Annotated in this window: 10 protein-coding genes; 7 read left to right on the top strand and 3 right to left on the bottom strand. The window is 62.3% G+C overall.

Features of this window, described 5'->3' with window-relative positions; all coding sequences use genetic code 11:
- Window positions 1–216: 216 nt before the first annotated feature.
- On the bottom strand, window positions 217–954 hold the full coding sequence (locus CH306_RS25790; RefSeq protein ID WP_141214626.1) for a hypothetical protein: 738 nt from the start codon (window positions 952–954) through the stop codon (window positions 217–219).
- A 281-nt stretch (window positions 955–1,235) separates the two neighbouring features.
- Here CH306_RS25790 and CH306_RS25785 point away from each other — a divergent pair, with 281 nt between their 5' ends.
- The 3 genes from CH306_RS25785 (at window position 1,236) to CH306_RS29240 (ending at window position 5,935) form a co-directional block, all read left to right on the top strand.
- Window positions 1,236–2,132 (top strand): hypothetical protein, encoded by an 897-nt coding sequence (locus CH306_RS25785; protein ID WP_032364853.1) that lies wholly within the window; start codon window positions 1,236–1,238, stop codon window positions 2,130–2,132.
- 192 nt (window positions 2,133–2,324) lie between these two features.
- Complete coding sequence (locus CH306_RS25780) at window positions 2,325–5,261, top strand: NACHT domain-containing protein (RefSeq protein ID WP_032394243.1); 2,937 nt, start codon at window positions 2,325–2,327, stop codon at window positions 5,259–5,261.
- A 167-nt stretch (window positions 5,262–5,428) separates the two neighbouring features.
- Window positions 5,429–5,935 carry a hypothetical protein gene (locus CH306_RS29240; RefSeq protein WP_141216863.1) on the top strand — a complete coding sequence of 169 codons (507 nt, stop codon included), beginning with the start codon at window positions 5,429–5,431 and terminating at the stop codon, window positions 5,933–5,935.
- Window positions 5,936–6,009: 74 nt separating this feature from the next.
- Here CH306_RS29240 and CH306_RS25770 read toward each other — a convergent pair whose 3' ends face one another.
- Together CH306_RS25770 and CH306_RS25765 are read right to left on the bottom strand one after the other, a co-directional pair.
- Window positions 6,010–7,410, bottom strand: a complete 1,401-nt coding sequence (locus CH306_RS25770) for an MFS transporter (RefSeq protein ID WP_032364850.1) — start codon at window positions 7,408–7,410, stop codon at window positions 6,010–6,012.
- Window positions 7,407–7,985, bottom strand: a complete 579-nt coding sequence (locus CH306_RS25765) for a TetR/AcrR family transcriptional regulator (protein ID WP_230591897.1) — start codon at window positions 7,983–7,985, stop codon at window positions 7,407–7,409. Before CH306_RS25765 ends, CH306_RS25770 begins: the two co-directional genes overlap by 4 nt.
- 187 nt (window positions 7,986–8,172) lie before the next feature.
- Here CH306_RS25765 and CH306_RS25760 point away from each other — a divergent pair, with 187 nt between their 5' ends.
- Genes CH306_RS25760 through CH306_RS25745 form a run of 4 tightly spaced genes read left to right on the top strand, consistent with a single transcriptional unit; the run spans window position 8,173 to window position 18,217 of the window.
- On the top strand, window positions 8,173–9,576 hold the full coding sequence (locus tag CH306_RS25760) for a cytochrome P450 (RefSeq protein ID WP_230596631.1): 1,404 nt from the start codon (window positions 8,173–8,175) through the stop codon (window positions 9,574–9,576).
- Window positions 9,569–15,856 (top strand): type I polyketide synthase, encoded by a 6,288-nt coding sequence (locus CH306_RS25755; RefSeq protein WP_052049305.1) that lies wholly within the window; start codon window positions 9,569–9,571, stop codon window positions 15,854–15,856. Before CH306_RS25760 ends, CH306_RS25755 begins: the two co-directional genes overlap by 8 nt.
- The gene (locus CH306_RS25750; protein ID WP_052049304.1) at window positions 15,856–16,593 is read left to right on the top strand and encodes a hypothetical protein; all 738 of its coding nucleotides are present in this window, start codon (window positions 15,856–15,858) and stop codon (window positions 16,591–16,593) included. The genes CH306_RS25755 and CH306_RS25750 overlap by 1 nt, the downstream gene beginning before the upstream one ends.
- A gap of 1 nt (window position 16,594) precedes the next feature.
- Window positions 16,595–18,217, top strand: a complete 1,623-nt coding sequence (locus CH306_RS25745; RefSeq protein ID WP_032364848.1) for a flavin-containing monooxygenase — start codon at window positions 16,595–16,597, stop codon at window positions 18,215–18,217.
- Window positions 18,218–18,227 lie beyond the last annotated feature (10 nt).

Below are 18,227 nucleotides of genomic sequence, written 5' to 3'. Positions count from 1 at the left end.
GATTCGTTGGCCGTTGGCGCGCAGCGCCCGGCAAGGAAAGTCCGCACTAGGCCGCCAAGGCGGCCTAGTGCGGACTTTCCTTGCCGGGCGCTGCGCGCCAACGGCCAACGAATCACCTATCTTGATTGGGTACAACCTTCGGACCGCTGCGCGCCCCGGCCGATCAACCGCTACCGCAGTGGGGCACGCTGCGCGCACCCCACTGTGGTACGGCTACTACTCCCCCACAGTGAAATTCACATCGAGATACGAGAAATTGTCCCGTAGATGCTGCCGTACATCGTCCAGATCTACGGACTCGTCCGCATCTTCTTGGCTACGCGCCGATCGCGTCATTGTTAATGAAACTGTGACATCCACTTCTACATCGAAATCACGTTCTCGGCCTTCGAACCCCCACTGTTCGCAGAACCTCTCGAACTCGCTGCACAGACTGTTCTCGTCCGCCCATTCGCATGCAGACTCATTCAGCCGCCTGATCCACTCGTGATGGTTCGCACGCTCGGTATTGGCGCTCTCGCGTACGGCCTGCAAGGTCCGTTCGACGGCGGCCCGTTCGTGGATCGGCCGCACGTACTCACCGAACCATGCGGGAGCGACCCCAGGTGACACAGTGACCGGTGAGATGTCACGTGGACGCACCAACCCCGTCCAGCTCTTGTAGGTGTGCTCCACGGCCATCAACGGCTCACGCCACACGACAGCAACGCTTGCATGGGTCTCGGTGGCATTGCGCTCATCGACCGAGAACCATCCTGACGCGGCGATACCGCCGCGTCCATCACTTATCTGCACATAGGTCCCCTCTGCGGGGTATCCCGCAACCAGGGGCTTTGGCAAGGCCTCGAGCACGACGGCCCGGTTCGACCAGTCGGCACCCCCTAGAGACCCATTGTCGAAGGCCACCTCGAGCACGGACGCAACTGGTAACACTGAATCGACGATCGATGTCATGGCAGATTTCAGCCTCTCAATTCGGGTGACGGATGGTCAGTCCGCCGATCAACAGAACGCCTCTGAATCTACCATCGAAACACTTGCACTGGAAGACGTAAGAGTCATCGAAACATGTTGATAAACAGAGCGTTTGGGATCACAACTATCAGCAGGACGCAACCCGGCAGCAGCCGCAATTGTCCCCGACGCACTCGGTGCCGGGGACCGAGTGCGCAGGCGATTTTACCGAGCCTGACAGAATAGGACTGCTCAACTTTCCCTACAGGAGATCGACTGACATGGCACCGAAAAGGCCCGATGAAACGCTGCACCGACTCCGCGACTGGACGCACGGACAACTGTCGGAGCGCCTCGCTGCCCAGATCCTTCTCGCAGACGACTTCAAAAACCTCGACCCCTCTCAGCCGATGGGCGGTCCCGACAATGCCCACGACGCAATAGCCCACCGCGACGGCAAGAAATGGGTCATGGCGGCCTATTTTCCGAACACCAGAAAAACTTTCAGCGCAGTCAAGAAGAAATTTCTGGGAGACGTTGCCGGCGTGGCCACCAACGGTGCCAACGGCATTGTCTTTGTAACCAACCAAGCTCTGACGGTCGGAGAGCGAACCAAACTTTCCAACCTTGCGTCTTGCGATGTCGAGCTCTACCACCTCGAACGGTGCGTAGCGATCCTTGACATGCCCCGCATGGGCCCTGTACGCCGCCAGTTCTATCTCGAAGACGAGAACTCAGACGATCGAGTTAACGGCAACCAGACCGGCGGCGACACCACCGCCCGTTTCATGCTTTCTACCTATGACATGAAGGCAGGCACCGCTCAACACGCCGCAGTTCTCAAGGACGGTCAGTATCCCCTCTACGACCTATCGCTGAGAATCGTCGACATGAATGTCAGTCCCGGCACCGATCTACACCGCCTCGACTGGGGGAACCTCGTCGCGCCGGCCGAGTACTACAACGTGAATATCAGCCTCCCGGACTCGGCGTACTGGAGGATCTTTTTCACCGCACGCAATGGCCAGTGGCATCAAGATCTGATTCTCAAGCGATCGGACCCGGACAGCTGTTGGCTTGCAGCCACCCGCGTCATCGGCCTCCAACAAGCACCCCATCTGCAGCAGCTGGACCTGGAATTCATTCATCGCTTCGGAGCTCCAGAATGGCTCCCTTAATGGCCAACTCGCGCGGTCTGCACCCGCCCGGCCAGCTGTTGAACCGCCAGGGATCGACATTCTGTCGGTCGGTAAAGGACAGGCCGGGGGCCGCCCGATCGCTTCGCACGCCCGTTTTCGTCGGGCTGCACCAGATTCTGCCTTGGGTGCGCCTCCACTCAAATACACAGGGCCGGACAAGCCATAGAGGGCATGATTGATCCTGTGCCGGACTACGACATCAATCAGCTGGGAAGCCGGCCCTTCGAGCAGCTCGTCGTTGCGCTGTGCGTCCGAGCAATCGGGGCCGGGATAGAAGCCTTCGGCGACGGCCCCGACGGAGGCCGCGAAGCGACCTACGCCGGCACGATTGACTGGTCCGCCGGCACAGACGATCACGTGCACGAACACTGGACCGGGTACACCGTATTCCAAGCAAAGTTCCACTACGACCAGGGTGACCCGGCATCGAACCTCGTCTGGTTCAAGAAGCAAATTGACGCCGAATTGCTCCGGTGGGTCGAAGCCATGGACAAAGGGTCGCGTATGCGTCCACCTGACTACATGGTGTTCGCCTCAAATGTCAGATTGTCGAGCAATGGAGTCTCCGGTGGCATCGATCAACTGAACAACTACCTGCTCGGCAGGCTCCACGATGACAAGGACCCCATTCACGGCCTCGGGATTCGCGCCATCCGCATCTGGCACCATGCGCAGATCACCGCGCTAATCGACGGGCACCCGAGTGTCCGCTATGCATTCCCTGCCCTTCTAACGATCGGGGATGTTCTCGCCTGTATCGGTGCCAACACTGCACCAGGAAGCAGTTCTTCCGATCTCGGACCCGCTATGAGACTTCATGCGGCACAATGCCTCCGAAACGAGCACTGGGTTCGATTCTCGGAATCTGGAGCAACAGCAGGCCAACGAGCAAAGCTAGAAGAAGCGGGACGCGACCTGCCAGGACGCTACGAGAGTCCGGACGGACACCCCCACGATGTGCAGACAATTGCGCACATCATCGAGCACGCCGATCAAGTCCTCCGCAGCGGCCTCCAAGACCGCGTACGACGACCGCACTGGGTCATCATCGGCGGACCCGGACAGGGCAAAACAACACTCAGCGCACTGATCGCACAGATCTACCGCAGCGGCCTTCTGTCCCGCGGTGACATGACACCCGAAGTTGCCACAATCACCTCGGCCACGCAGAGCGCGATGGAACGCTCAGGAATCACAAAGCCACGAAACCTCCGTTGGCCCATCCGCATCGACCTCGCACTGTACGCAGACGAACTGTCGTCGGTCCCGGATTTGAGTGTCCTCGGATACCTCTCAAAAGTCATCGGCAACCGCGCCGGTCGCACTCTCAGTCCCGGCGATCTTGAAGGGTGGTTACGCATATGGCCGTGGATCGTCGTACTCGACGGTCTCGACGAGGTGAGCGCAGCTTCCATGCGTCGACTCCTGATCGAACGGATCACCGATTTCATGGAAGCTGCGGACCAGCTCGACGCAGACCTACTGCTGGTCTCCACAACTCGGCCTTTGGGCTACGACGAACGCTTCGATAGCGACTTGTTCACCGAGCTCACGTTGAGTCGCCTCAATTCCACGCAATCGCAACGATTCGGAACCGACCTCGTTCGGTTGAGGCTGGCTGACGACGCCGAAAGACGCGACACCGTCCTACGCAGGCTACGAACCGCGGCCAAAGACCCGAACACAGCACGGCTGATGGAAACCCCACTGCAAGTGACGATCATGTCGTTCATTGTCGAAAGCTTCGGGACCCTACCGCTCGACCGCTACAGCCTCTTCGAGCTGTATTACCGAACCGTCTATCAACGGGAAATTGACAAGCCTGGGGTCCATGGCCTGTCCGCACTGCTCAACGAACATCGACCCGATGTCTTCCATTTGCACTGCCAAGTCGCGCTCGAACTGCACGTGGCCGCCGAAAGCAGCAGCCGCTCGGAAGCAACAATGCCTGCGTCGAGACTCGACGAGATAGTGCGGACCCGACTCATCACCCAGGAGTTCGGTCCCCGAGACGTGAGCTCTATAGCGAGCAGACTGGTCAGGGCTGCCACGCACCGACTGGTTCTACTCGTCCCTACTGACGACCGAGTAGGATTCGAAGTTCGCAGTATGCAAGAACTGATGGGAGCAAACGCGCTGACGATGGGACAAGACACGAAAGTCCTCGCCCTGCTTCAACTCACCGCCCACCACCCCCATTGGCGAAACACATGGCTTTTGGCCGCCGGCCGAATCTTCAAAGAACGCGAACATCTACAAAATGATCTGGTGCAGCTAGTCACCGCCTGCGATCGCCGAAGTGGCGGCCTCCACGAGACGGTCCCAACAGCCCCTATGCTGGCCTGCAACGTCCTCGATGACGGCTTCGCTTCCAGAGCACCCAGTTCCCGAAGGGCCTACATAAGCGCAGCGATAAGTTGCCTCGACAGCTACCCCGGACAGGACTTCAATGGTCTTGCAATAGCACTGTCACACGCGTGCAACAGCGATGACCTGACTCCTGTGTTCACCGAACTGACTGCCGCACTTCGCGGACGGGGCATCCGACAGATCAATGCCTACTTTCTCCTCAGAGCACTTCGGAATAGCAAACAGACTTTTCACAAAGCTGACTTCATCCTTAGAAACAACGAATTACCACCCCAAACGATGCAAGCGGTCACTAAGTGGGCCACCCCCGTCTCGGATAAACGCGCGGCGCACCGAGCTGATGGACCACCCCTAAACGGAATAGCGATCTATGATATCTTGACCGCGGAGCTGGAGACCCAAGATCGATTCGGGCTCAACGACGCTCAGTACCAAAAATTCGACACATTCCTCGTCTCTTTTTCCACTGTAGAAACGTTCGTGGACCACGAGTTCGGAACACTGACCATTTTGATCGACCGAACTACGCCCATAATCCTCAACGGGCTATCCGCCGTCATGGACGACCCAGACACAGAAACCGCCGTGACCCTACTGCTCGACTCGCTACCAGTCGAGCACTGGCCGATCACGGCCACCATTCAACAATTGCTGCGTCCCCTTGTCGCTCGCAGACCTGTCGGTCCTGCCGTTATCGACGAGTTCGGGGCCGATTTCCCAGCAGCCACACAGATATGAACATCGACAGCACGTGCGACATACACTTCGACTCGTATCCACGAGGTACTCTCTCGATCATGACACTCATCCAGTCACTGGATCAGGCCAACTCCAAAACTGAGGTCGATAGCGGACTCACTGCAGGAGAACGCCGTCGAGCTCATGCATAAGGATCGGTGAAGCGCGTGGGCATAGAGGACAATATCCATGGTCTCGATGACGCCGAGCGGGCCCGCTTGAAGATGGTTCGCGAGCGGGAGTCTCGAGAAGAAGCCGAGGGCTGGCTGGCTGTCACTGAGTTCGTGAGATTGGCACAGGAGTACGGGGTTTCGCCTCGCCCGGTGCCGGCCCTAGGCCCCTATATCGATGCTGATTTCTTGAATCGGACGTGCTGGAACGGTCGCCAGATCTTCGAGTCATCGGTCATCGGTTGGTCGTTCATGCAGATGCGCGATCCGCACGCAGTCGGTGTCGACGGCACCCTCTACCGGGTTCGTCAGGACGTTCGACGCAGGCGGATGGCCCTATTCGGCGTGGGGTCGATTCGACCCGCTGAGATCGCACCGATTGCGGTCGAGTCGTATCCGCTCGGACATCTGTCCAGCAGCAACTCATATGACGAGTCCGGGGGTTGGACGTTGATCGAGTACATGACAGGTTTCCTGCGCACCAGTCGCAACCTCTCGACTTAGTCTTGAAACCCGTACGCGCAGCCACCCGGCTCGCCCAGTTTCCTTCTCTGGGCGGGCCGGGTGGGTGTCCGTGTTCACGATGCGCGTTGCGGCGACCTCCGATGCAGGACAATGCATGTGATAGCAGTGACGGCCATGACCGTGGCTCCGATCCACGCCGCGACGGTATACGCGCCGTCGTTGGGGAACTCACCGGTCGTGCCGGCCGCGAGCATGAGTCCGCCGGTAGCGCTGCCGAGGGAGAATCCGACGCTGCGAACGACTTGGTTGACGCTCATTGCACTCGATGTCTCGTCTTTAGGGGTGACAGCGAGGATGACGCCGGGCATCGCCGAGGAGAAGCTACCCACGCCGAAGCCCAGGATGGCCATTGCAACCAATAGCTCGACGATGTTCGTGCGTGCCGTCGCAAAGATCACGAACGATATGAGAACAATCACCGCGCTGGCCGCGAGAACCAAAGGGGCACCGATGCGTTCACGTGCCCGCGGTGTCACTTTGCCCGCGACGAATCCGAGCGCGGAAAATGGCACGAGGACGAGTCCGGCGACGAAAGTGGTCAGGCCGAATCCGTATCCAGTGCTGCTGGGGGTTTGTGCGTAGCGAGTGATCAGGGTGAGCAAGAGGTACATGCCGATGCCGCCGATGAACATTGCGACGTTCGCTCCCGCGACTGCCGGGTGCCGTAGCAATCGAATGTCGACCAGGGGTTCTCTGGTGCGACGTTCGATCAGTGTCCATCCGGCGAGGAGCACGATTGCCATCACTGCGAGTACCAGGGCACCGGTGAGGTGACTTTCCCACAGGCTGGTCTCGCTGGCGAGAAACAGCACCAGAAACAGCGCTGCGGCCAGCAGTGCTGCGCCGGGCAGGTCCACGTGAGCCGACCGGCCAGCGGGTGAGGCCGGGATGCTGCGATAGGCAGCCAGGAACGCGATCACGGTCACGACCACCCCGAGTCCGTATGCAGCTCGAAGGCCGCCGACCTCGACGAGAAGGCCGGCCAGTGGATAACCGATGCCGATGCCGATGGTCGACGCGACGGAGACCAAGGCGATGGTGGAGGCCGATTTTTCTTTGGGGAGGTGATCGCGGGCGACGCCCATCATGAGGGCGGTCAGGCCGAGACCGACTCCCTGTGCGGTGCGTCCGACGAGCAGCCATGCGAACGGCAGTGGGATCACGGTGAGGACACTGCCGGTCACCACGACGGCGAGGGTCGCGAGGATGGTTGCTCGTCTGTGGGGGCCTGCACCGAGTCGTCCGAGGACAGGGGTCGCGATGGCTCCGGCCAGCAACGTGATGGTCAGAGTCCACTGGGCGCTGGCAAGTGATACGTGCAGTGTGGTGGCGACACTGGTGATCAGTGGTGCCCCGAGGCTTCCTACCGCGGCGACCACGAGCGCTATGAACACCAACGATGGAACCAGCAGCTTCGGCGGTTGGGACTCGTGAGTGACCGCGTCGGCGCTCATCGGTTGGTCTCGCTGGTGATGTGATCGAACAGACCGGACTGAATGCGTGTTCGCACGCCTTCGGACCATGGCTCCTCCAATTCGGATACCTGCAGGGCAGCGGCATTGTTCAGGAGCATCCCGAAGGCCAGGAAGGCCTTGATGGTGACGGCGTCGAGCCCGGTGATGTCGGCGACGGTCTTCCACATGCGCCCGAAACTGTTCCGGACCGCGTCGCGGACTTCGGGGTCGCCGCACGCGGCGAACCCCTGTAGCTGGAGCAGCAGCGCGCTGCGATCGGTCAGCATGTCGTTGTATCGGGCACCCATCAGGGCCAGTGCGTCCTGCCCGGTCGCGTCGCCGGCGGCTTCGCGCATGCCCTCGGTGAGCCGTTCGAACGACGCGGTCATGACCTCGAGGAACAGTGCTTTCTTGGTGCCGAATATTCGGAAGATGTAGGCCTGGGTGATTCCGGCCCGCCGGGCGATCGACTCTGTCGATGCTCCGTGTAGTCCACCGTTTGCGAATTCGTCTGCGGCCATCTGCAGAACCTGCTGTCTCCGGTCCGCGCCGCTCATTTTCCGCTGTTGGTCCATGCCACCGATCCTAACTTTTACAAATTAGTAATGACTAACTACTTACACTTAGCCGGAGTAACTTGTACAGTGCCATTGATCACACAGCCTCGCTTCCCGAATCGCTCGACATCCACGCCCTGGAGCTGGTACTCGGCTTCAGGCCTGATTTGGTCGGAGACACACCTTGAGCAGTAGCGACTCATCGATGCAGCCTGGATCGCAATGCCCGTACACCGGAACTGAGCAAACGCACGACGGCCCGCCCACCCGAGCGGTACCGGTCGCACCCGGTAAGTGGCCCATGCTCGGCCACATATTTCCGCTGATGCGCAACCCCTTCGACTTCTTCGCCGACCTGCGCGCGCAAAGCGACATGGTTCAGATTTTCATCGGCAAGCGTCCGATCTACTTCTTCACCACCGCACGGCTGGCCCACCACGTCCTCGTGAAAGACGCCCGCTCGTTCGGCAAAGGAATGGTGTGGGAAGCCGTACATCCATTGAGCGGCAACGGTTTACTGGCCTCTGACCGCGCGCTACACCGGCGGCAGCGTCGCTTGATCCAGCCCCTGTTCCACAAGCAGATGATTGCCTCGTACGCCAAGATCATGACCGCCGAATCCCATGCCCTCGCCGAATCCTGGGTTCCCGGACAGCGAGTCATCGTGCAAAAAGCAATGGTAGAGCTCACGCTGACCACCATCGCGCGATCGATGTTCACCGGAAGCCTACCCAAAGACGTTGTGCAAGAGATTATTCGATCGTTACCGATCTTCACCTACGGCATGGTCGCCCGCACAGTCCTGCCGTCCTGGTTGTGCAAGGCGTCGGGATTCGACAGGCGATTCATGGGCGCAGCCGACCGCCTGCGCGGAGCAGTCGATCACGTCGTGCGCACCGACCAGAGCGGAGACGGCGCAGATCTGCTCTCCCACCTTCGCGCTGCCCGAGATCCCGACACCGGCGAGGCGATGAGCGAAGACCTCATCCGAGACGAACTGGTGTCGATCATGATGGCGGGCACGGAAACAACCGCAGCGACGCTGACGTGGGCATTCCATGAGATTGCCCAACACCCGGACGTCGAACGCACACTCCGTACCGAGTTGCGCACAGTGCTCGACGGCCGGCCGGCCGAGTTCACCGACATCGACGACCTCACCTACACCCGCGCCGTGGTGAACGAAGTGCTTCGTCGATATTCACTGCTGATGCTCTTCCGCCGCGCCGAGACCGATGTCGTCATCGACGGGGTCGAGCTCCCCGCAGGCGCGGACATCATGTTCAGCCAGATCGACCTGCACCGCGACGGATCCGCCTTCACCGACCCGGATTCCTTTCGTCCGGAGCGGTGGCTCGTCGACCGCGACCAGCTACCCGACCGCACCGCCTTCCTCCCGTTCGGCGAGGGCAATCGCCGGTGCATAGGCGAGTCCTACGCCCAGGCCAAAGCGGTCATTGCACTGGCAACGATCCTCGGACGGTGGCGACTGATTCCGGCTCCCCGCCACACCGTGCGCCGCGTCGCGGCGGCGATGCCACGCCCGAACAGCCTCCCCATGATCGTCACCCCCGTCACCTCGGACAGAAGCGAGCTCAACCATGTCTGATCTCACCGTGCAGCACGCTACCAACAGCCCCGACCGACACGCAGCCACCGTAGACCCCATCGCCATTGTCGGAATCGGCTGCCGGTTCCCCGGCGGTGTCGATTCCCCCGACGCACTGTGGAATCTTCTGGCCAGTGGCGGCGATGCCGTGAGCGAGGTCCCGCCCGAACGCTGGGCCGCCGACGACGTCTACGACGCGCAGCCCGGCGTCCTCGGTCGCACCGTCTCTCGATGGGGCGGCTTTCTCGACAACATCGGTGGCTTCGATACCACGGCCTTCGGCATCACCGAATACGAAGCCGAAGCGATGGACCCGCAGCACCGTCTACTGACCCAAATGTCCTGGGAAGCACTCGAACACGCAGGCATCGCTCCGGGCTCACTCAAAGACTCGCAGACCGGTGTCTTTTTCGGTCTCGCCCACCACGACTATCTATTGCGCACCTTCGACGATTCGTTGGTCGACAACCCGTACGTCATGACCGGCAATGCCCATTCTGTGGGAGCAGGTCGCGTGTCCTACCTCCTCGGGCTTCACGGCCCCTCGGTTGCGGTGGACACCGCATGCTCATCGGGGCTGCTGTCGGTGCACCTGGGATGCCAGAGCCTGCGTTCTGGAGAAACCGATCTCGTCCTGGCCGGCGCGGCCATGCTGCAGCTCGGTCCCGAGGTCGGCGTGCTGTTTTCGCAGTGGTCGATGCTCTCACCCAACGGACGATGCGCGGCATTCGACGCTGCGGCAGACGGATTCGTACGCAGCGAAGGGTGCGCGGTGATCGCCCTCAAACGCCTCGACGACGCCGAGCGCGACGGTGACCGTGTCCTGGCGGTCATACGTGGGTCGGCGGCGAACTCCGATGGCCGATCCGACAACATCGTCGTCCCATCCGCCTCAGCTCAAGAAGCCGTGCAGCGCAGTGCACTCCGTGTGGCGGGCGTAGACCCGTCAGATGTCGAGTTCGTCGAAGCGCACGGCCCGGGAACCCCCACGGGCGATCCGGTCGAATTCCAAGCCTTGTCTGCCGTCTACGGAAACGGCGACACACCATGCGCTCTCGGGTCGGTGAAGACCAATATCGGGCACACCGAGTCGGTATCGGGTCTCGCAGGGCTGATCAAGACCGTGATGTCGTTGCGCAACAAGCAGATTCCAGGAAATCTGCACTTCACGTCATGGAATCCCGACATATCCTCCGAAGACACCCGCTTGTACGTTCCGACCGAGCTGACAGAATGGGACAACCCGGGATCACCTCGGCTGGCCGCAGTCTCGTCATACGGGTTCAGCGGAACCAACGTTCACGTCGTTGTCGGAGAAGCTGCAGCGACGGCACCCAGCGCAGACGAACCCGCAGACAGTACGACAGCCCAGCCGATCTTGCTCTCGGCCAGCACACCCCAGGCCCTGGCACAGACAGCCGGCCGCGTGGCGCAGTGGTTGACGGGCCCCGGCGCTCACGCTTCGCTCACCGACATCGGCACCACGCTCGCACGCCACCGCGAACATCGCACCGAACGTCTTGTCGCACTTGCGGCCTCACATGAGGAACTGACCGACCAACTGCGCAGCATTGCAGCCTTGCAACCCGCGACGGGTGTGGTCAGTGCTGCCATCGGCAGCCACGGCGGCGCACCGGTGTGGGTGTTCTCCGGGCAAGGGTCTCAATGGGCGGGAATGGGGCGCGAACTGCTCTCCACCGAACCGGCGTTCGCAGCCATGATCGATGAACTCGAGCCGCTCATCGCGCGCGAAGCAGGGTTTTCGGTACGTGGTGAACTCGTGGCCGACGAGACCGTGACCGGGATCGAGAAGATCCAGCCGACCATCTTCGCCGTGCAAGTTGCTCTCGCGGCGGCGTGGCGCTCACGTGGCGTGGAGCCAGCCGCGGTCATCGGCCACTCGCTCGGCGAAGCCGCGGCTTCCGTTGTCGCCGGCGCGCTCACCCTCGACGACGGCGTCAAGGTGATCTGCCGGCGTTCCCAATTGGTCACCCGGATCGCCGGCGGCGGCGCGATGGCCACAATCGAGCTACCCCACCTGCAGGTCGCCGCTGAGCTCGAGGCCGCCGGAATCGACGACGTCACCGTCGCGGTCATCGTGTCCCCCACTTCCACCGTGGTTGCGGGAGACCCCGCCCGGGTCAAGCAATTGGTCACCGAGTGGGACGCGCGCGATCTTCATGCGCGAACCATTGCCGTCGACTATGCATCCCACTCACCGCACGTGGACTCGATTCTCGACGATGTCGCGCTACAGCTCGAATGCCTCGCCCCCGACGCCGCGAAGATTCCGGTCTACAGCACTGTGCTCGAAGATCCGAGAAAACCCGCGGCCTTCGATGCCGGGTACTGGGTCGACAACCTCAGGCGGCCGGTGCGTTTCGCAGATGCCGTGACTGCCGCGGTGCTGGACGGGCACCGAATTTTCGTCGAGCTCTCACCACATCCACTCCTGACCTACGCCATCACCGAGACCGCGACATCGATCGGTCGAGATGCCACCGCTATCGGAACGCTGCGCCGCGACGGAGACCAGTCACTGGGCCTGCTCCCCCAGTTGTCGGACCTGCACTGCAGCGGCGTCACCGTCGACTGGGAGCGCGTATACCCCTCTGGTCAGCTGGTCGACGTTCCACTTCCCACCTGGGCAGGAGAAGATCTCGGCGTCCTGGCCCTGCACGTGAAAAAGCCCGGAGCCAGCGTCGACGCTCATCCGCTGCTCGGCGTCCACATGACACCGATAGACGCCGATGACGAGCACCGATGGCAGGCCACCATGAGTGGCCGCGATCTGCAGTACCTCGACGATCATCAGGTCCATGATCAGCCAGCACTGCCCGGTGCGAGCTACTGCGAGATGGGGCTTGTCGCCGCACAGTCGGTCTTCGCAGCCGACCTGGGCAGCGTCGAGATAACCGATCTCGTCATCCACGAGATGCTTCACCTCCACGAGAACACTGTGGTGTCCTCTCGCACCCGGCCCGAGGGACACGAATCGGTTCGGTTCGAGTCACTGACCCGCCACGACGGCGATGCATCGACCCTCCTTGCCAGCGGCACACTCCGAATCAGGCCACCCGTCGAACCCGAGCGTCTCGACGTTGCCGAGTTGTTGGCCTCCCATCCGACGCCTCTGGACACCAAAGACGCCTACGCCAAGTTCCACGGGGCTGGCGTACACCACGGAGCCGCGTTCGCAGCGATGACCGCGCTGCACCTGTCCGACGACACCGGTACAGCGCAGACCGTCTTCGCTGAAGTGTCGCTTCCCGCCACCGCGCGAAGCCAAGTCGACGCGTACTCCCTACACCCCGTTCTGATGGATGGCTGCCTTCAGACCTTGGCGTCTCACCCGGCCCTCATCCGCGACGCCTTCCCCACCGGAGTTGGTTCGCTGCGGGTACACCGCAACCCCCACCACGCTCGCTACTGCCTTGCTCAACTGCACCATCTCGACGAACAGCTCGCGATCGGCGGCATAACACTGCTCGACGAGGACGGCACCGTCGTCGCCGAAGCCACCGGCGTGCGGCTGGCCACCGCAGACCGGCGACTGGCCGAACGACTCCTCACCGTCGAGTGGGAACGCGCCGACCTCCCCGCGCCCCAAACACAGGCCGGGCGATGGCTCGTCCTCACCGAAGCAAGCACCACTGACCCACTGACCGTCGACCTCGCAGCCGCGCTGGGCAACGACATCGATATTCGCGCCTTTCACACCGACTCCGACGCACTCGACGCCGACCTAGCGGCGCATCCTCCGCATCAGGTGGTGGTGCTCTGCGCCCCACCGACCAACACCGCAGACCACGACACTGCGCAGCGCGCCCAAGACCGCATCCGACAGCTCATCGAGCTCGTTCGCGTCCTCGTCGAACGTACCGACACACACCGGCCGCGATTGTGGGTGGTGACCCATGATGCTCAGAGGGTCGGCTCCGGCGACGGCCGCAACCTCGAGCAGACTGCGGTACGCGGCCTGTGCCGAGTGATCGGTCACGAACACCCCGAGCTCGGTATCCGTCACCTCGATGTGTCATCCCCTGCCGAGCCCACACTGGTGGCCCAGATCCTCCTCGCCGACGACGACGCAGACGAGATCGCATTACGCGACGGCGAACTCTTCCTGGCGCGGCTGAAAGTGGCCCCGCTGCGCGATAACGAGCGCCGACACCGCCCCATTCGTTTCGGGCGTGATCGCTACGCGCTCGCTCCCCAACACGCCGGCGACCTCGGCAGCCTCGAACTGGTCGCAACCACCGCCCGTCCGCCCGCGGCCGACGAGATCGAGATCGCAGTCGAGGCACTCGGCGTGAACTACGCCGACGTCCTCAACGCGATGGGTCTGTACAAGACCGTCGACGGCGCACCGATGCCCTTCGGATTCGACTGCGCCGGAACAGTTGTCTCCACCGGATCATCGGTCACCACATTCCGACCCGGCGATCGCGTGGCCGCAATGCATCCAGGCGTCTTCGAGTCTTTCGCAGTGGTCCCCGCATGCAAAGTCAACCGACTTCCCGACGACGTCACGTTCGCTGCTGCAGCTGCGCGGCCCAGCGTGTTCGCCACTGCGTGGTACGGGCTTCATCGGCTGAGCAGGATTCGTCCCGGTGAGCGGGTATTGATCCACTCGGCGACCGGCGGAGTGGGGCTCGCAGCGATCGCGGTTGCTCGACACCTCGGCGCAACCATCTATGCCACCGCAGGTACCGCCGCCAAGCGGCAGTACCTGCGCGACATGGGCATCGAACGTGTCTTCAATTCTCGATCGACCGCGTTCGCCGAGCAGATCCGAGACGTCACCGGCGGCGAGGGCGTCGACGTTGTACTCAACTCGCTCACCGGCGCCGCGCAACGAGCTGGTTTGGACCTGCTGCGCATCGGCGGCCGATTCGTCGAGCTCGGCAAGAAGGACATCTACGCCGACTCCAAGATCGGGCTGTTCCCGTTCCGTCGCAACATCTCTCTGCACAGTGTCGACTTGGGCGTTCTGCCCTACGACGAACTCGGCGATGTCCTCCGCGAAGTACACGAACTGCTCGCCTCGGGCGCTCTCACCCCGACCCCGCACACCACCTATCCGCTCAGCGATGCCAGCACCGCGTTCCGCACCCTGGCTGCGGGAGATCACATCGGCAAGCTCGTTCTGACCGTTCCACAGGACGGTGAGGGGCACGCAGCGATCCGCCCCGACGACGTACCGGTGATCCGCGCCGACGGCTCCTACGTGGTCACCGGCGGTTTGGGCGGTCTCGGCCTCATCCTTGCGCGGTGGTTCGCCGAACACGGTGCCGGACGGGTCGTCTTGAACGGCCGATCCGCGCCCTCGGTCGAGGCGATGGCACTCATCGACGAGTTGCGTTCGGGTGGAACCGATATCGAGATCGTTCGCGGAGACATCGCGATCGGGGACACGGCCACGGACCTGGTCCGTGCTGCCACCGCCACCGGACTGCCGCTGCGAGGGGTCATTCATGCAGCAGCAGTTGTCGACGACGCCGCGATCACCACGGTCGACGATGCGTTGATGGAGCGCGTGTGGGCACCGAAGGTGCACGGCGCGTTGAAGATGCACGAGGCGTGTGCGCACAGTGAACTCGACTGGTGGTTCGGATTCTCCTCGGCCTCGGCACTCGTGGGTTTCGCGGGTCAGGCATGCTATGCCTCGGCGAACGCACTGCTCGACGGCCTCACGATGTGGCGGCGGGACCACGGCTTGCCAGCTCTGAGTGTCAACTGGGGAGCGTGGGCCGAGTACGGGCGCGGCACGATGTTCGCCGACCGCGGGAACGCCATGATCGACCCCGACGAGGGCCTCCACGCGTGCGATGCGCTCCTACGCTACGACCGGCCGCGCGCGGGTTACCTCCCGATCCTCGACCCCGGGTGGCAGTCGATGCTCGCAGACAAACTTCGCACCTCGTCGTTCTTCGCGGCCATCCCTGCCGATCGAGGCGCAGAACGCGGGATCGACCTGACCGCATCTACCTCGTTGGCAGAACTGCAGAATCTCGAACCCCCAGCGCAGCAACGATTTTTGGAGAGCATCCTCACCGCACACGCCGCGGAGATTCTGCGCGTCGACGCTGCTGCACTCGACCCGGACCGATCTCTGGGCGACCACGGCCTCGACTCTCTGATGGCGCTCGAACTCAGCACCCGGATCAACCGGGAATTCGACATTCGGGTCACACCCAAACAGATGCGCCAAGACTCCAGCCCCGCGGCGCTCGCCCTGCACATCGCAGCACAACTCAACCTCGAGGCGGTGCAGTAATGGACACTCCACAATCCCAACGCGACACCGATCGCACCCGCCCCCACATCGTGCACGCCGCAAGTGGGATCATCAGCCTGCTGGTGTTGGCGTCGACGATCTTCGTGTTGGCACCGATCCCGCCTTTCGGCTCACCGGAGGACGAGGTGGTGACTTTCTACGCCACCCACACCACCAGCGGATACATCTACCAGTTCGTCGCAGGCATCGCGTTGATGGCCGCCCTGTGGTTCCTGTGCTATCTGTACGTGCGGTTTCGGCGGGAAGTACCGCACAGTCCGCTGCCGATGCTGATGATGGCGGCCGGCACGGCGTGGGTGGGGTTCGCCACGGTCTATCTCGGTCTGTTCCAAATCTTCTCGGGCTGGGCCGCCGACCCGGACTCCCACGCACTACTGCACGCATTTTCCGATGCCTACGTACTGGGCTTCATGTTCAGTGCCGTCCCGGCCGCTGTCATCGTCGTGTCCGCAGCCCTGTGCACCACCGCCGCCGCAGGATGGCCCGGATTTCTCAAACCACTCTCGGCGATCGTCGTCGTGGTGCAGATTTTGGGCTGCGTTCCGCTCCTGGCACCCGAGAGCCCCATCAAGGCGGGAGGTTTCATCACCTATGCCAGTGTGTTCGCTGTCATTGTCTGGATTGCTGCGGCGAGCGTCGCGGCAGTTCGCAGCGAACGCGCGCCGTCATCGGAGATGCCATATCAGCAGACCGTGAACACGAGCACGGAGCGATGACATGGACGAGCATGTCGATGTTCTGATCGTGGGTGCGGGGCTCGCAGGACTGCAGATGTTGCACGAAGTACGCACGATCGGCCTGACCGTCCGCGTGTACGAGGCAGGAGGTGATGCCGGCGGCACCTGGTATTGGAACCGATATCCCGGTGCGCGCTGCGATGTGGAGAGCCTGGAGTACTCGTATCAATTCTCCGATGAGCTGCAACAAGATTGGGAATGGACACGGCGATACGCCGACCAAGCTGAAATCATGCGCTACATCGAGCACGTGATGGATCGCTTCGACCTCGAACGCGACATCGAGTTCCACACGCGCGTACAACAAATGGTCTACTCCGACGCCACCGCCTCCTGGACCGTCCGGACCGATACCGGACACGAAATCATCGCCCGGTACGTCATCACCGCGACAGGTTGCCTGTCCGAACCCAACGTGCCCGAGATCCCCGGCCTGGACTCATTCGCAGGCGACATCCTGCACACCGGACGGTGGCCCCACCATCACGTGGCACTCGGAGGCAAACGAGTCGGTGTGATCGGGACCGGTTCGTCTGGGGTACAAGCCATCCCCCTGATCGCCCGAGACGCTCGTCAGCTCACCGTCTTTCAACGCACCCCTGCTTACACCTTGCCCGCAGGCGACGAACCGCTCGACCCTCAGCTCCAAGCCGCAATCAAGGCCGACTACGCGGGATTTCGTGCACGCAACAACACAGTTCCCACAGCCGGATTGTCCCGGTTTCCTACCAACCCGAACTCGGTGTTCCATTTCTCGAAGACAGAGCGTGAAGCACAGTTCGAGCACCTGTGGAACAGGGGTGGGCCGCTGCTCCTACGCTCCTTCGGAGATCTCCTCGTCGACCCTGCGGCAAACGAGGTCGTCGCCGACTTCGTCCGCACCAAGATCCGCTCGACCGTGGCCGATCCTGCAGTCTCTGCAACCCTCACCCCTCGCCACGTCATGGGATGCAAACGAATCTGCCTCGGCGACGGCTACTACGAAACGTTCAACCGTCCCAATGTCGACCTCGTCGACATTGCATCCCACCCGATCACCGAGATCACACCGACCGCCTTACGGACGACACACAGTTCGCACGACTTGGACATCCTCGTGTTCGCCACCGGCTACGACGCCATCACCGGCGCTCTCACACGCATAGACATCCGCGGCCGCGGCGGTCGAACGCTGCGCCAGGCGTGGTCGGAGGGCCCCCGCAGCTACCTGGGCCTGGCCACCTCCGGCTTTCCCAACCTGTTCACCATGACCGGCCCCGGTAGCCCGTCCGTCCTGGCCAACGTGCTGGTGGCAATTCATCAACACGCAACCTGGATCAGAACCTGTCTGCAACACCTCACCGACCATCACATCCACAGCATCGAAGCCACACCACAGGCCGAACACGACTGGGGTCGACACGTCACCGACGTCGCCGCCGGAACTCTCCTCTCCTCGTGTGGCTCGTGGTACCTCGGGGCGAACATCCCCGGCAAGAAAAGGGTCTTCATGCCCCTCATCGGGTTCCCCGATTACGCCGCCCGCTGCGAGCAAGTAACCGCAGACGGTTACCCCGGCTTTCAACTTCTCCCACAACCGGTCTCGGCCGCCACACGCCCCTAGGAGCCCCCGT

The organism is Rhodococcus sp. 15-725-2-2b, from assembly GCF_002259075.1.
Taxonomy (GTDB): Bacteria; Actinomycetota; Actinomycetes; order Mycobacteriales; family Mycobacteriaceae; genus Rhodococcoides.
Note: the sequence above shows the minus strand (reverse complement) of the source record. Positions and strands in the feature narration are given on the sequence as shown.

Coding starts and splice junctions, on each gene's coding strand:
- CH306_RS25755 (WP_052049305.1), top strand. CDS start 9,569: ATGTCTGATCTCACCGTGCAGCACGCTACCAACAGCCCCGACCGACAC.
- CH306_RS25765 (WP_230591897.1), bottom strand. CDS start 7,985: ATGGACCAACAGCGGAAAATGAGCGGCGCGGACCGGAGACAGCAGGTT.
- CH306_RS25745 (WP_032364848.1), top strand. CDS start 16,595: ATGGACGAGCATGTCGATGTTCTGATCGTGGGTGCGGGGCTCGCAGGA.
- CH306_RS25790 (WP_141214626.1), bottom strand. CDS start 954: ATGACATCGATCGTCGATTCAGTGTTACCAGTTGCGTCCGTGCTCGAG.
- CH306_RS25780 (WP_032394243.1), top strand. CDS start 2,325: ATGATTGATCCTGTGCCGGACTACGACATCAATCAGCTGGGAAGCCGG.
- CH306_RS25785 (WP_032364853.1), top strand. CDS start 1,236: ATGGCACCGAAAAGGCCCGATGAAACGCTGCACCGACTCCGCGACTGG.
- CH306_RS25760 (WP_230596631.1), top strand. CDS start 8,173: ATGCAGCCTGGATCGCAATGCCCGTACACCGGAACTGAGCAAACGCAC.
- CH306_RS25770 (WP_032364850.1), bottom strand. CDS start 7,410: ATGAGCGCCGACGCGGTCACTCACGAGTCCCAACCGCCGAAGCTGCTG.
- CH306_RS25750 (WP_052049304.1), top strand. CDS start 15,856: ATGGACACTCCACAATCCCAACGCGACACCGATCGCACCCGCCCCCAC.